The organism is Caballeronia jiangsuensis (genome assembly GCF_046030135.1).
GTDB lineage: Bacteria > Pseudomonadota > Gammaproteobacteria > Burkholderiales > Burkholderiaceae > Caballeronia > Caballeronia jiangsuensis.
In genome coordinates, this window is record NZ_JAQQDB010000039.1 from 58,837 (window position 1) to 72,173 (window position 13,337).

The following is a 13,337-nucleotide window of genomic DNA, read 5'->3' on the forward strand; positions in this document are numbered from 1 at the left end:
AGAATGAGAACGAAGATCTTCCTGACGATGGCAGCCGGCATCGTGATTTCGCAAGCCGGATGCACGACGCAGGTCCGCTCGCTGCCGATGCCCGCCGAAGTGCAGGCGCAAAGCAAGCAGGGCGTGCCGCTGTATTTCGGCGACGAGGCACATCCGAACGTGAAGAAGTTGATCGAGACCAAGGAAGTGCGCGCGCGTGTCTCGCGCGAGATGACCGGTCAGGAAGCGACGTGCAACATCGCGCTGGGCAAGGCGTTGCAGCAGTTGCGCGACTATGCGGGCGCTCATCAGGCGAACGCTGTCGTCAACGTGACGACGCGCTTCCAGCACACGGAAACGTCGTCATCGAAGGAGTTTGCGTGCGGGTCGAGCAACAACGGTTCGACGATAGCCGTGCGCGGCGACCTCGTGCAGTTCGACGCGCAATAAACACGCCAGCTTGAGGAACAACATCATGAAGCATCAGATGATCTGCGCGGCGCTGCTCGCGTGCATGCTGCCGTCGCACGCGTTCGCGCGCGATTCGGTCACGAACTATTCCGTCGAATCCGCGCTGACGAGCGAAGGCGGCAAGGTCGATCAGGACATTGCGCTCTATTTCGCGGGACAAGCACATCCGGGCGTTGTGAAATCGTTCGGCGAGTTCGCGACGAACAAGAAGACCAACTCGTTCGGCAAGAGCGATGAAACCGCGTGTCAGCACGTGTTCTTGTCGGCGGTAATGGCGCTGCAGGACCGCGTGCGCAAGGAAGGCGGCAATGCGGTCATCAACATCAAGAGCAACTACCGGAACGTCGAGCGCGAAAGCGCGACGGAGTTCACGTGCGGCGCGGGTGCAGTGGTTGCGGGCGTAGCGCTGAAGGGCGAAGTGGTGACGCTGAAGAAGTAACGCGCAAAGGACGTGCGGCGCGCTTGTTCGAAGGCGCGCCGCGTTTCGCTGTCAGATGGTCTTGACGGCCGCAACGTTCACGAGCGTCTCGCGCCGCTTGCCCGGCTTCGGGGCATAGAGACCGATGCGCTCCAGCAGTCCGAAGTCTTTTGCACGGCTCCACCACAGGTAGGGCAGCGACACGTTGCGGGGTTCGAAGCTGAAGCCACCGTTGCGGATCATCTCGAGATACCCGTCCGCGCTCTTTTGCACTTGCATTGGATGACGGAACAGCAGGCGGATGACCCACGACTTGATGTACGCATCCGTGGATTCGGCGAACAGCAGCAAGCCGCCGGGCTTGAGCACGCGGCGGAACTCGGCGAGCGCGCGTTCCTGTTCGACGAGGTGATGGAACGTCTGGTGACAGAAGACGATATCCGCGCTGGCGTCGCCTAGCGGCAAATCCGCACAGTCGCCGTGCAACACTTCGATGCGCGTCGCGGCGATGTCAGAATCGTTTTCGCAGGCGAGCGCGGCATTCGCGGCGAGCGCGAGCGATGGTTCGTGGAAGTCGATGCCGACGATACGCTGCGGCGCAAACGCTTTCGCCAGCAGTCGAAACGAAACCCCTTGCCCGCAGCCGACATCGACGATCGTGGGACGAACGGGCAGCGGGCCGTCGATCAGGCCTTTGAGGTCGTTGATGGCGACGCGCAGTACGTGGTGTTCCCACGTATGCGTGCGCAGGAACCAGACGCCGAACGCAGTTTCAGAAACGAAGGGCACGCTGGATGTTTCGGTATTCTGCACAATTAAATCCGGTAAAGAAATAGTAGTCGAATCTTTGGCACTTGGGTGGCTCGATTGTAATCGCTGATCCGTCGCGCAAGCGTCGTATTTGCCCTTTGCTTCGCAGGCACCTGCATGGGAATTAACGATGAACAATGAATGTTGGATGAATACCTCCGTCGATGTCGCCATCATCGGAGCCGGGCCTTCAGGTGCGGTCGCCGCGGCGTTGCTCCGAAAGGCCGGACGTTCGGTGCTGGTGCTGGAGCGGCAACACTTTCCGCGCTTTTCGATCGGCGAAAGTCTGCTGCCGCAAAGCATGGCGTATCTCGAAGAGGCGGGTATGTTGCAGGACGTCGTGGAAGCCGGCTTTCAGTACAAGAACGGCGCGCACTTCGTCCATCGCGATCAGGTGTCCGCTTACGATTTTCGCGACAAGCATTCCGACGGCTGGGGCACGACATTCCAGGTCGAGCGTGCCGTGTTCGACGATCTGTTGATTCGTCGCGCGGCGAAGGAGGGCGCCGAAGTGCGTTTCGGCCATACGGTTCTCGAAATGAGAACGGGCGACGCACCCGCGCTCGAAGTCACCGACGAGGCGGGTACGCGATATCAGGTACATGCGCGTTTCGTGCTCGATGCAAGCGGTTTCGGCCGCGTGCTGCCACGTCTTCTGAACCTCGAAGCGCCTACGCGCATGCCCACGCGCGCCGCGATCTTCACTCACGTGCGCGACGACATTCCCATCGGTGCGCACGATCGCAACAAGATCACGGTCGCCGTGCATCCCGAGCATCGCGATATCTGGTACTGGATGATTCCGTTGGCGAACGGACGCTCGTCCGTCGGATGTGTCGCCGAAGCGCCGTTTCTCGATGCGCCCGAAGCGGAGCGCGAAGCGAAGTTGCGTTCGTTGATTCGCAGCGAGCCGACGCTGAACCGGCTGATCGGCGATGCGCCTTTCTTGATGCCGGTGCGGCATATCGGTGGATACTCGGCGAACGTCGAGCGGCTGCATGGTCCGGGTTACGCGTTGCTCGGCAATGCAGGAGAGTTTCTGGATCCCGTGTTTTCTTCGGGCGTGACGATCGCGTTGCGATCCGCGCATCTCGCTGTTGAAACGCTGGAGCGTCAGTTGAACGGCGAGGCCGTCGACTGGCAGACGCAATACGACATGCCGCTGCGCAAGGGTATCGATACGTTTCGTGCGTTCGTCGAGAACTGGTATACGGGGAAGCTTCAGGACATCATCTTCGCGCGTGAGCAGGCGCCGACGATACGTCGAATGATCAGCGCCGTGCTTGCCGGGTACGCGTGGGATGAGACGAATCCTTATGTCGTCGAGCCGGTTCGGCGGTTGAATACGTTGCACGAAATGTGTGGGCGACGTGGGTGACGTGAGCGACGTGCCTTGAAAGTCGAGTTGGCGGCGCTTCGATGACGTGGCCAGTCCCTCATACCATCGATCGGAGTGCCTGAGGTCTCACCTACTCGGCGAACGCCCACTGGCTATCGTGATCGATCTTATGCGAGGCCGTTCAGAACATAGAGGCTGCCAAAGATATCGAAAACGTCCGGTAGCCCGCTGGGCGTGTGAGTCCGCATGATGGACTCCGCTGTGGTGCGCGACTCAACGCATGCCGTCACCACATTCGGCCGGCCTGCCGCACTGCGGAACGCGATCGGCTCAACCCGGCTATTTGTTCATATGAGATAAAGTAAAGTCTCCGCCTTGGTTCGAGATCCAAAATGATTTATAGACGTAAGCATAATGACATTCAAGCTGGCGACACGTACGTGTTAACGCGATGGTCACATTCGCATTGTAATTCGCACTGCAATCGCGCTTGAGCAGGGTCACCAAGGCCTGTGGGGCTAAGAGCTGCGTGTGACGCCTAGACTCGAGGTTTACATTCGCTCCATTTTCACCTTTCATTGATGGCAGGCGCCCCGCTGTGGACAAGCGCTAGGTGATAAGGCGAGAGGGAGATGCGCATGGCGAAGAAAACATCTGTTCCCAGGGCTGCGGCCAAGAAAAGCCGCTCTGCTCCAAAGGGATCGAAGGGAGCGCTTGCGAAGCCGCTTAACGACGAGGTCGAAAGTATCAAGCGATTGATACGCGCCGAAGGGGAGGCGCTGCTAAAGCGGCCTAACGTGACAAGCGTCGGCATTGGAATGAAGCAGGTCGGTGGCAAGACCACGAACGTCCCGTCGCTGCAGGTTACGGTCGAACAGAAGATGTCCCCCGAAGCGCTCGTCGCGAACGCGATCCCGCCCTTGCCGGAAGCGATCGAATTCGAAGGGCGCCAGATTCCGATCGATGTTCTGCAACGCAGCTACGTGCCGGCGTTTCAGGTGGTGGAGCTACAGGCCAAGCCAGTGAGGAAGGTCAGGCAGGACGTCGTCTGCGGCGGACTCAGCATCGGGCACTTCCGGTCGACCGCCGGAACGATTGGCGCCATCGTTCGAGACACCTCCTCGGGTAAGCCGCTCATCCTGAGCAATTGGCACGTACTCTGTGGGGCTTTGGGGGCGCCCGGCGACACCATTGTTCAGCCCGGTCCGTTCGACGATGACCGCATCGCTCAAAATGTCGTCGGCAAGCTGGTGAGAAGTCACCTCGGCATCGCGGGCGATTGTGCGGTGGCTTCCATAGAGAATCGGGAGATCGATCTGAAACTGCTCGAACTCCACGCGTCGGTCGCGCGCATCGGCAAACCGGAAATCGGCGATCTGGTCGTCAAGAGCGGGCGAACTACCGGCATCACCTACGCCACGGTCACGCGTATCGAGGCGCTGTTCAAGATGCCCTATGAGGGTGTCGGAGAAAAGACGATCAACGGATTCGAACTGGAACCATCGCCCGATCATCCCGTTGCGGACAACGAGATCTCTAAGGGCGGCGATTCCGGGTCTGTGTGGATGGCCGTCGATCCGAAGACAGGCGACGTGACGGACACGATGCTTGGACTGCACTTCGGCGGGGAGGCGGACGGGTCGGACGGCGAGTTCGCTCTGGCCTGCTATGCGCAAACAGTGTTTCAAAAGCTGGAGATCGAGCCTCTTCCGGAGGTGCCCGCCGCACAGGCGCTGAGTGCCGAACAGCGGCAGACGGACGCTTCGTTGCGCATGGGATTCAGATCCGATTTTTTGGATTTTCCCGTACCAAAGCCCACGTTTCAGAGCAAAGTCGGCAAGGATCTGAAGGGTCTGCGAGGCCAGGATTCGATCGAGTACTGTCACTTCACAGTGTGGCTTTCGGGATCGAGAAAGCTGCCGCTTTGCAGCGCCTGGAACATCGATGGCGATGCAAAGAAAAGTCTCAACAGAAAGGGGCTGAAGTTCGTTAAGGACGAGCGCGACGGACTTGACGAATTTCAAGTCGGCGACGAGCTTTACAACAGCAATGACATCGACCGGGGGCACCTCGCAAGAAGGGACGACCTGGTATGGGGAAGCATGGAGGAAGCCCGGCAGGCGAACGAGGATAGTTTCTTCTTCACCAATATGACGCCGCAGCATCGTGCGTTCAATCAGTCGATGTTGAACGGTAAGTGGGGGCTGCTTGAAAACGCCGTATTGGATGACGTTGTTTTGCGCAAGCTGCGTGTCAGTCTGATGGGCGGCCCCGTGCTTTCCGACGAGGATCTTCCTTATCGTGGCGTGAAGATCCCACGGCAATTCTGGAAGGCAGTTTTCTTCACGGATGACGCGGACGGCTCGAACAAGGCCCGCGCTTACGTGCTGACACAGGACGACCTGCTCAAGACGCTCAAGCCGGAAGCGCTCGAACTGGACGAGTTTCGCTGGTATCAGGTTCCGCTCGGAAGAATCGAACAGATGACCGGGCTGCGTTTCGCAAGAGAGCTTCATCAGATCGACACGCAGTTTCCCGAAAGCATGAGCACACAAGCCATTCTGATCGAGGGCAGCAACTTCATTTCGTGACTCGAACGACGCGCGTATTCGCATGTGGGGCGTGGATGCCGGTTCACTCAACCGTTATCGAGGAAGTCGCTGCGGCGGGGGCGAATCTCTCCATCGACGCAGGGAGCGTGCTGATCCCTCTGGTAGGCGCCATTTATCAGCATGGCTTCGCGACTGCCGGCGCCGGCCGGTCAATGACCCCCTCCTTGCAGCAAGGAGAGGGAGATCGGCGGCTCGATGCTACCTAAAAGGTGGACGTGTGCCTCTCAGTCAAAGGGACCTCTTGCGTCGGCTGTTAGGCGTCCGCTCTTTGCCCCGAGCTTCCACGAGTTGCTTGACAGCCGACTTGGTACACAAGCGATCTTGAGGAGTATCAGAATGGATTCGGCTATCCTAATCGCTGTCATCGCAGCGGCATCTGCACTTACAGGTGGACTATTGACCTCCGGTGCCAACTTCTTTCTGTCTCGGCGCCAGACATCTCGGAGTGGGGCGCGGCTACTTGCCGATCTGCAAATCCTGGAGAAGGCGCGCGCTCTCAGCTTGGATAAGAAGTCTATGGATGCGCTCGAGGACTACATTCGCGAGCGGGTGGAGTGGCATACCCATACCAAGTGACATCTACTGCGGTCAAACGTTCGAGGCGAGCGCGTTCATCGAGAAGGCATTCGCGATCGAAGCCAGGCGTGAAGCGCTGCGGGCGTCTTTTCGCAGCAGTGAAGCGTTTCGCAGCGTATCGGAAATGACGATCTATGCCTTGCTGGAAGAGTCCGTTCCCTACGACTGCGAGCACTCCGTACCGCAATCGTTGTTCTGCGACAGGAACCGATGCGCCGGCGAAATGCACCACTATTCGCATGCGAGCCGAAATGCAATACGTTCGCGGCAATCATGCTTACTTCAACTTTCCGCCTCAGGAGAGGACGATGGATGCACGTGGTCAGCAGGAGGATAATCAGTTCGAACCGGCTTCCGGAAATGGCGCAGTCGCGAGAGCCACGTTGTATTTTCTGATGCGCTAGCCCGGGCACATCGATCTCGGCAAAAGCAAGATGACGGAAGAACGGATCGAGACGTTGCCGAGATGGCATGCCGGCAACGCCGTGACCGAATACGAACGGCATCGGAATCAGGCAATCTTCGAGGCGCGGCGAAACCGCAATCCGCTGATCGATTTCCCTGGCTGGGCCGACAAGATCGCGTTCATCAACGGCCTTCGATAGCACTGGAGAGCGCATCGCGACCTCGTGCGACGCGTGCGAACGCGGCAAGCGCTTGTTATCCGATCATGTCCATCTGCAGGACGTCTGCGATCCGCTCGCCATTCGTGCTGAGCGTATCGCCCAAATCGAAAAAGATCGCGCGGACGCTTTTCACGCGATACCTCTGATTATTTCCCGCAGTTACTCAGACAAATTTTGCTAATTGGTAGCGGCTTTGCGGTACGCGTTTCCCACATGTTTAGGGATCAACAAAATTCCGTGACAAGTTTCGCGGTTTCTAGCGCGATCTTTTTATCGCCCGCTAATGGAATGTAATGAATAAGAAAGCTTTGGTGCGCTACCACACGTTAGCAAAACGGTTCTTCCTTTAGTTGCAGCCACACGTGCTAGCTTAAGTAACGAAAACGTTTGCGCGCAAGGTTCCGCATCGAAGTTCGTGCTCCGATTTGGGCTGTTCCAAATCGAAATCATCCGGCCAGAACTCACCCGCAACCAAGCACGGTTTCACACTCGCGACGATGAAGACTTCGTCTCGGCGCCCAGACGATATTCGCCGCCTTCTCAATAGAGGATGAATACCATGAACGATGCAAGTTCGACGAAGCGCAGGTCACCGGACGATATCGCTCGCGAAATCGATCCGCTCGTGCATCTCGTGTCGCCACGGATAATTTGCTCGACAGAGTATAGAGCTCGCCGGCGATCCCGTCTTGAAATCGTGCTTGACGCGACAGAGGGATTTATCCCGCTTTGGGCTGAGAACCTCGTCCTCAGATGGAAGTTCAATGCAACGTCGCTTGCCCACTTCGAAGAGTCCGAGAAGTTAGCGAATACAGTTCGTGAATTGCTTTCATCGGCGATTACAGCGTGGGGCGCGGCCGCTCCGATCCGATTCGCCGAAAACGACGATAACTCCGATTTCGAAATCGTCCTGGAGGAACACGAAAGTTGTAATCGCTTGGGATGCACGCTGGCCCAGGCCTTCTTCCCGGACGCGGGTCGCCATCAGCTATTCGTATTTCCGACCATGTTCACGCAGAGCCGAAAAGAGCAGGTGGACACGCTCACGCATGAAATCGGCCATGTGTTTGGATTACGGCATTTCTTCGCTCCCGAAAACGAAACACAATGGCCCGCAGTGATTTATGGGGAGCACAAGCCTTTTACTATCATGAATTACGGAAAGAACAGCGAATTGACAGATGCCGATCAGAACGACTTGAGTTCGCTCTATAAGGCAGCCTGGAAAGGAGAACTTTTGAGCATCAATGGCACGCCGATCAAATTCGTTCGCCCATATCATTAACTTACGGCGTAAGAATAAGCGCTTTGCGAAAGGTGGAGCCATTCATCTGCACGTCTCTTTTCGTCGTTTGCACTTTAGTGAGAGGCTGCCATGCCCATAAATCCAGCCATACTCGACGAACTCGCCGCTGCCGGCGCCAACCTGTCCATCGATGCGGCGACAACGCCGCCATTGAAGCTGGAGGGCGTTTGCCGCCTGTGGCTGCATCAGTCCGGTAATCTGACGATACGTAACGCGACCGCCGTTCCGCCTCCTCTCCTCGTGCAGATTGCCAGAGGGCTCGGTTCGCGCGTGACGCTCGTAGAATGACGCCGCCGCGGCGCCCGCACGCCGCGCGTCTGGTCACTGAGTCGGGATCTTCGGGAAGCATGAAACCTTCGATTCCTGCACCAGGACGGCCTTGAAGGTGCCACTAAGGCGCGCGGCGTGGATCTGCACTTTGGGGCCGTCGATGCTCCCCGCGTACGCGATCGGCACGAACGTATTGCCCGGCGCTTCGCCGGGATAGCCGACGACCACGGCGAGGTGCCCGTGGTTCTGCGCATGCAGGTGTTGACCAAGTATGTGGCAGGTGGCCGCTTGCCGTGGCGCGCGGTTGCCCGGCTTTCTTGCTTCGAAACGCCAACATCCGAACTCGACGCGCATTTGCTCATCAGCCGCTCGGACGCTGACTTTCGAGACGCGGGACAACCATGCCGATCCCGCGGGCGTGCCCATCGTTCGTGAAGTCTGGATGAGCGACTACACAGAGCCGACATGGCTCACATTTATCGGCTCTCTCGGCAAAGAAAGCATGGGAAATGCCGAGAGCTTTACCCTTTCGGAAAGCGGTAAGACACTGACCTTACGCGCGGCCGCCTAGGCGCCGATGCCCGAACTGAGCGCGCGTGACTGAGACAAACCATGCTTCCACATGCTTCTCGTCTTCAATCCCGTAAGCAGTGCGATCCTCACAGAAGGTGCGCACGACGGCGGCGCGCTGGTCGCCACGTATATTGCGACCGGGGGCGGATCCGACTTTGCACCGCTTCCAATGGCCGTTACGGCGCCTGCATCGCTCGTCGGCTGCCAGGCGTATCTGATGACCATGCAGCGGATCGCGGCGGCGTCGAAAGACGAGGAAGACAAGGTGGATCACGCGGGCACGTTCGAGGAATTGATCGAATACATGTTTCCGTCGGGCCTAAACGTGCGCGAAAGTTTGCTGCGCCTGTTGCCGGAATATCTCGGCCCGATTCCGATTACGAAATGAGCGGTCGTACACCCTCCATTGAGTCGGGAAGCGCGAACAGATCCGCCCTAAAGATGGGCTGCGACCCGAGCGTCCCAGACTAGGGCCGTAGGCGCCCGAGCGGCAACAACTTGACGGAGCCATCCGAAATGCACCTGCTGTTTTCGGGGGATTTTTTGCAGGACGGAAGGTAGTCATGCCAATCGACCGTCGATCTCAATCCGGTGGCGGCGCATTGAAATCGATGGTCCACTCCGTACCGTGAACCCATCCATGACCGATAGCCAGGGTGCCTTTGCGGTTCATGGCATCGACCCGCCATTGCACACGCGACAGTTGCGAACGCAGGTACGATGCCGCGAAAAGCAGCGTGACGTTCATTGGCATGGCTTTTGGGGACCAGATACCCGCGTTGCGATTAGCATCCCGATAGCCTGACTCGGTCTTGGCGCGGCTTTGCAGCCATTGAATCACCATGTCGAGATTCGAAGACTTTTTTTGGAATTCCTTCACCTGCATGGCCGTGAGTGAACTGACACCGCCGTTCTGCGTATAGACATCGAAGAACCAGCAAAACGCGTGGATGTCGGGGTCTATCTTCCAGACACCACACCATTCGACGCACTTTCGATTGGCGCGACCGGCCACCTCGTTCGCAGCGCGTATCTGCTGTTCGACGAAATCGTTGCTCTCGGCCAAGGCCCGCAGTTCTTTCTTGTAGGCGGGCGGCAATATGCCACCGGGTTGCCATGCCCTAACGATGTCGAGGCCTTTTGCGGCGGGCTGCTTGGCCGCCTCGAGGAGATCTGCGCCGCACTTTGGACACAGGCGCTTGATCGTCGGCTCAGGCGTGTCCCGAAGCAACGGCTGCAGTGAATTCGAACCGATATTCCATTGCAACACGCCGAGCGAGATGCCCATGCCGTCGAAGTTGCCCGAAACAGCGCCAAACGGGTTGTCCGAGTCTTCGAAACGCCCGGTGATGGAAAGAGCTTTCTTGATCATCTGATCGGAGGGAACGTCGGGCATGTCGCACCTCGTTCATTCACGTGTAAGACGCAAGATAGACGTTCGCTCGTGGCATTTCACGGATCGTTGCGCGCTTCTGTGCGCCTGGCCACACACGCTCGCGACATCGCGTCAAGGAGTGTCTGCACAATGCGTCTTGGAAGCCTGCTACGGATATGGACGTGCGCACGATGGAAACAGTACGCGACGGCTTCTCGCTGCACCGCCGGCTGAGCGAACAGGGCATCGTCAATCTCCTTGTGGGACGATACTCTAACCTTGACTTTCGGATCCCCACAGAAGAGCGTGTTATGACTTTGACCGATACTATAATTAGGATATCAAATAAGAAACAAAAAAACGATGGTAACGCGAAGACTCTATCCGGCCGATGTATCCGACGAAGAGTGGAGTTTCGTGGTTCCTTATCTGACGCCGACGGTCGGCGACGTGCGTTCGATAATGCGTGTCCCGCAGGGTCGGCAGGCCAGGCCAGTCTTGTGAGAGCGGCGCCCGCGTGAACTATGACAGCTATAAACGTAAGCGCGGCAGCAAGGTACGCATGCCGGTTGGTACCCTCGGTCAGTTGCTTGCGGCATATGTGATTCGGGTGAACGAACAGGAACGAGCCCAAGTCGCCGAGCTCGCCAGGCAGATCCAGCGGGCGGCGGGGGAGGCGCTTCCAGCGGCTTCGGGGCCGTCTTCTTTAATGGCTTGAGCGCTCCGTTCAACTTTCGTGCCGCAGCGTTCAGGCTTATGTGCGATGGCGCTCATTACATTTAGCAAGAGACCTTTCGTTTTGCTGGCGCCTGACTACACTGAATCGATAGTTCTGGGGGCGAATGCGCCGCCGCCAGGAACAGGCGAGTCCATCCGAAGAAATCGTTAAAATAATACTTAGATAACCAAAACGCATAAAACTCGATTTCGCTTTCAATCGCGCATCTCTCGCGCGTCTTGTATGCAGGAGTTCCATATGCCGCATTCCTTCGATAACGCAACGGCCGCGTCGACGATCCGTCTTCAGCTGTCCGACGCAAGCGTCAAGAAGCTATCCACCAGCTTGTCCGCGATCGAACAAGTCGATGACGCGCTCTGGCTCGCCGGCGACGAATCGCGCTCGCTCGTTCGCCTGATGCCACGGGGAGACGCCGACTATGTCGATCAAAAAGGTTTTGAGCTGGGCGAGCATTTCCCGCCGCTGATGCACAAGCTCAAGCAGGAGATGGATCTCGAAGCCTTGTCCTGGGACGTCGAAAGCTTTCGCCTCTGGTTCGTCGGATCGCATAGCTTGCGCCGAAAGGACTGGGAAGCGATTGACGAAGCGCCGGCCGATGCGGCATTGCGCGCGCTCGGCAAGCTCGATCGGCAGGAAAACCGCTATGTTCTCGGTTCGGTGAAGCTCGGGCCGGAAGCCGGGCCGCATACCGAACCGGTTGCGGAAAGCTGGTCGGCGGTCAAGTTTGATCAGAACTCAAGCACCCTTTACACTCTTCTTGAAGGCAATCCCGCGCTCAAACCGTTCATGGCGATTCCATCGAAGGAGAACGGTTTCGACATCGAAGGCCTGGCGGTGGGACAGAACCGGCTCTTCCTCGGGTTGCGCGGGCCGGTCATTCGTGGACTCGCCAGCGTGCTGCAATTGGATATCGAGAGAGACAAGGATGTCGTACTGAAGTCAAGCGACGGAAGGCAGCCGTATCGCCATTTCCTGCTGGATCTCGCGGGCCTGGGCATTCGTGATCTCTGCGTGCAAGGTGGCGATCTTCTCGTGCTGGCCGGTCCGACCATGAAACTCGATGGCCCGATCCGCGTGTATCGATGGACGAATGCGCTCAAGAGTATTGCGGACGGCGTCGTGGACGGGGCTTCAGTCAAGTTTCTCTTCGGCATAGCCACTCAGGAAGGACGAGATCACGCCGAAGGTATTGCGCTGTTCAAGCGAGCCGGGCGTGAACAATTGATCGTGGTCTACGACAGCCCGAGCGACGAGCGCCTGAATGGCGGTGTGCATTACACGGCCGATCTCTTCGATCTGCCGTGACGCGCCTCGTGTGACAAGTCGAAGAATCGGACGGAGTGAACGGCACGGGCGAAACAGGAAAACATCGTGAGTCGTAAAATGCGGCTTCATCGGGCGCGAAGAAGGACGGGCAACAGAAGGCGCTGCGGTTCGATCACGTCATCGTGCTGATGCTGAAAAACCGATCCGTCGACCATCTGTTCGGCTGCCTCACTCAGTGAGATCAATCAGCCCGCGTCGCCTTCCGTGAGTCCGTCGCGCATCGATGAACTCAGATCGTCGAACGGGCAATCGGAGCGAGTGGCGCATCGGCCTTGATGCGTTCTCCGTACTGCGTCAACGAAACGCTTCTAGGACGTGAACGCCAGTGCATGACTCAGATCGCCGGGCGGGACCTGACCGCGCGCGAGCATCGCGTCGTCCCGCTGCCTTACGCCATCGAGCGTTTCGAGGCGGAACACGCGCGTGATGAGGCGCAGGATGGAGCCCGTGTCGTACATGGTGTGATCGACGAAGCCCTTCTTCGAGAATTGCGAAATCACCAGTGCCGGAATGCGCATGCCCGGGCCCCAGCGGTCGCCTTTCGGCGGCGCAACGTGGTCCCACCAGCCGCCGTTCTCGTCGACCGTGACGATCACGACCATGTTGCGCCACTGCGGGCTCTCGCGCAGCGCCTTCACCGCGTGGGTGCTATGACGGTCTCCCGACGCAACGTCCGCATACCCCGCGTGCATGTTCAGGTTGCCTTGCGGCTTGTAGAACGTAACCGGAGGCAGCTTGCCTGCTCTCGCATCGGCGAGAAAGCGGTTCGTGCTCTCGTCGTCGCCCAGTCCGCCGTCACGAAGGTGCTTCATGCGCGCGGCGGTTCCGGGGGCGAGATTCTTGAAATAGTGAGATCGCGGATCGTACCACCGACGATGCCCGCATCGAGTTCCTTGAGCTGAGCAAGTTTCGGATTT

At 58.3% G+C, this 13,337-nt stretch carries 13 protein-coding genes and 2 pseudogenes; 11 read left to right on the forward strand and 4 right to left on the reverse strand.

Features of this window, described 5'->3' with window-relative positions; translation table 11 throughout:
- Positions 1-3: 3 nt before the first annotated feature.
- Together PQR08_RS30585 and PQR08_RS30590 are read left to right on the forward strand one after the other, a co-directional pair.
- Positions 4-429, forward strand: coding sequence for a hypothetical protein (locus PQR08_RS30585; protein ID WP_250487215.1), 426 nt, complete (start codon positions 4-6; stop codon positions 427-429).
- A gap of 25 nt (positions 430-454) precedes the next feature.
- Positions 455-889, forward strand: coding sequence for an excinuclease ABC subunit A (locus PQR08_RS30590; RefSeq protein WP_250487216.1), 435 nt, complete (start codon positions 455-457; stop codon positions 887-889).
- 51 nt (positions 890-940) lie between these two features.
- On the opposite strand, the gene PQR08_RS30595 is transcribed toward PQR08_RS30590, so the two are convergent.
- Entirely contained in the window at positions 941-1,681 is a 741-nt protein-coding gene (locus PQR08_RS30595) for a methyltransferase domain-containing protein (protein WP_250487227.1), read from the reverse strand.
- Positions 1,682-1,808: 127 nt separating this feature from the next.
- On the opposite strand from PQR08_RS30595, the gene PQR08_RS30600 reads away from it, so the two are divergent.
- From PQR08_RS30600 to PQR08_RS30625, 6 genes are all read left to right on the forward strand, one after another.
- Entirely contained in the window at positions 1,809-3,056 is a 1,248-nt protein-coding gene (locus PQR08_RS30600; protein WP_250487217.1) for an NAD(P)/FAD-dependent oxidoreductase, read from the forward strand.
- A 599-nt stretch (positions 3,057-3,655) separates the two neighbouring features.
- A complete protein-coding gene (locus tag PQR08_RS30605) occupies positions 3,656-5,608 on the forward strand; it encodes a DNA/RNA non-specific endonuclease (RefSeq protein WP_250487218.1) in 1,953 nt (650 codons plus the stop codon).
- A 357-nt stretch (positions 5,609-5,965) separates the two neighbouring features.
- Positions 5,966-6,205, forward strand: coding sequence for a hypothetical protein (locus PQR08_RS30610; RefSeq protein ID WP_408163388.1), 240 nt, complete (start codon positions 5,966-5,968; stop codon positions 6,203-6,205).
- Between the two features lie 434 nt (positions 6,206-6,639).
- On the forward strand, positions 6,640-6,810 hold the full coding sequence (locus tag PQR08_RS30615) for an endonuclease (protein ID WP_250487219.1): 171 nt from the start codon (positions 6,640-6,642) through the stop codon (positions 6,808-6,810).
- A gap of 580 nt (positions 6,811-7,390) precedes the next feature.
- A complete protein-coding gene (locus tag PQR08_RS30620; RefSeq protein WP_408163390.1) occupies positions 7,391-8,116 on the forward strand; it encodes a matrixin family metalloprotease in 726 nt (241 codons plus the stop codon).
- A 90-nt stretch (positions 8,117-8,206) separates the two neighbouring features.
- Complete coding sequence (locus PQR08_RS30625) at positions 8,207-8,425, forward strand: hypothetical protein (protein WP_250487221.1); 219 nt, start codon at positions 8,207-8,209, stop codon at positions 8,423-8,425.
- 33 nt (positions 8,426-8,458) lie between these two features.
- Here the strand turns inward: PQR08_RS30625 and PQR08_RS30630 are convergent, their stop codons facing one another.
- Positions 8,459-8,833: a hypothetical protein gene (locus tag PQR08_RS30630; protein ID WP_250487222.1), complete on the reverse strand. Its 375-nt coding sequence runs from the start codon at positions 8,831-8,833 to the stop codon at positions 8,459-8,461.
- A gap of 196 nt (positions 8,834-9,029) precedes the next feature.
- Between PQR08_RS30630 and PQR08_RS30635 the strand changes: the two genes are divergently transcribed.
- Positions 9,030-9,368 (forward strand): hypothetical protein, encoded by a 339-nt coding sequence (locus PQR08_RS30635; protein ID WP_250487223.1) that lies wholly within the window; start codon positions 9,030-9,032, stop codon positions 9,366-9,368.
- A gap of 195 nt (positions 9,369-9,563) precedes the next feature.
- Here the strand turns inward: PQR08_RS30635 and PQR08_RS30640 are convergent, their stop codons facing one another.
- Positions 9,564-10,376, reverse strand: coding sequence for a hypothetical protein (locus PQR08_RS30640; RefSeq protein ID WP_250487224.1), 813 nt, complete (start codon positions 10,374-10,376; stop codon positions 9,564-9,566).
- Positions 10,377-10,718: 342 nt separating this feature from the next.
- On the opposite strand from PQR08_RS30640, the pseudogene PQR08_RS30645 reads away from it, so the two are divergent.
- Positions 10,719-11,046 (forward strand): annotated as a pseudogene (locus tag PQR08_RS30645) (hypothetical protein); the annotation flags it as partial.
- Between the two features lie 285 nt (positions 11,047-11,331).
- Positions 11,332-12,399, forward strand: coding sequence for a DUF3616 domain-containing protein (locus PQR08_RS30650; RefSeq protein ID WP_250487225.1), 1,068 nt, complete (start codon positions 11,332-11,334; stop codon positions 12,397-12,399).
- Between the two features lie 329 nt (positions 12,400-12,728).
- Here PQR08_RS30650 and PQR08_RS30655 read toward each other — a convergent pair.
- Positions 12,729-13,271: pseudogene (locus tag PQR08_RS30655) on the reverse strand (alkaline phosphatase family protein); the annotation flags it as partial.
- Between the last annotated feature and the right edge of the window lie 66 nt (positions 13,272-13,337).

Coding starts and splice junctions, on each gene's coding strand:
- PQR08_RS30585 (WP_250487215.1), top strand. CDS start 4: ATGAGAACGAAGATCTTCCTGACGATGGCAGCCGGCATCGTGATTTCG.
- PQR08_RS30590 (WP_250487216.1), top strand. CDS start 455: ATGAAGCATCAGATGATCTGCGCGGCGCTGCTCGCGTGCATGCTGCCG.
- PQR08_RS30600 (WP_250487217.1), top strand. CDS start 1,809: ATGAACAATGAATGTTGGATGAATACCTCCGTCGATGTCGCCATCATC.
- PQR08_RS30605 (WP_250487218.1), top strand. CDS start 3,656: ATGGCGAAGAAAACATCTGTTCCCAGGGCTGCGGCCAAGAAAAGCCGC.
- PQR08_RS30610 (WP_408163388.1), top strand. CDS start 5,966: ATGGATTCGGCTATCCTAATCGCTGTCATCGCAGCGGCATCTGCACTT.
- PQR08_RS30615 (WP_250487219.1), top strand. CDS start 6,640: ATGACGGAAGAACGGATCGAGACGTTGCCGAGATGGCATGCCGGCAAC.
- PQR08_RS30620 (WP_408163390.1), top strand. CDS start 7,391: ATGAACGATGCAAGTTCGACGAAGCGCAGGTCACCGGACGATATCGCT.
- PQR08_RS30625 (WP_250487221.1), top strand. CDS start 8,207: ATGCCCATAAATCCAGCCATACTCGACGAACTCGCCGCTGCCGGCGCC.
- PQR08_RS30630 (WP_250487222.1), bottom strand. CDS start 8,833: ATGGGCACGCCCGCGGGATCGGCATGGTTGTCCCGCGTCTCGAAAGTC.
- PQR08_RS30635 (WP_250487223.1), top strand. CDS start 9,030: ATGCTTCTCGTCTTCAATCCCGTAAGCAGTGCGATCCTCACAGAAGGT.
- PQR08_RS30640 (WP_250487224.1), bottom strand. CDS start 10,376: ATGCCCGACGTTCCCTCCGATCAGATGATCAAGAAAGCTCTTTCCATC.
- PQR08_RS30650 (WP_250487225.1), top strand. CDS start 11,332: ATGCCGCATTCCTTCGATAACGCAACGGCCGCGTCGACGATCCGTCTT.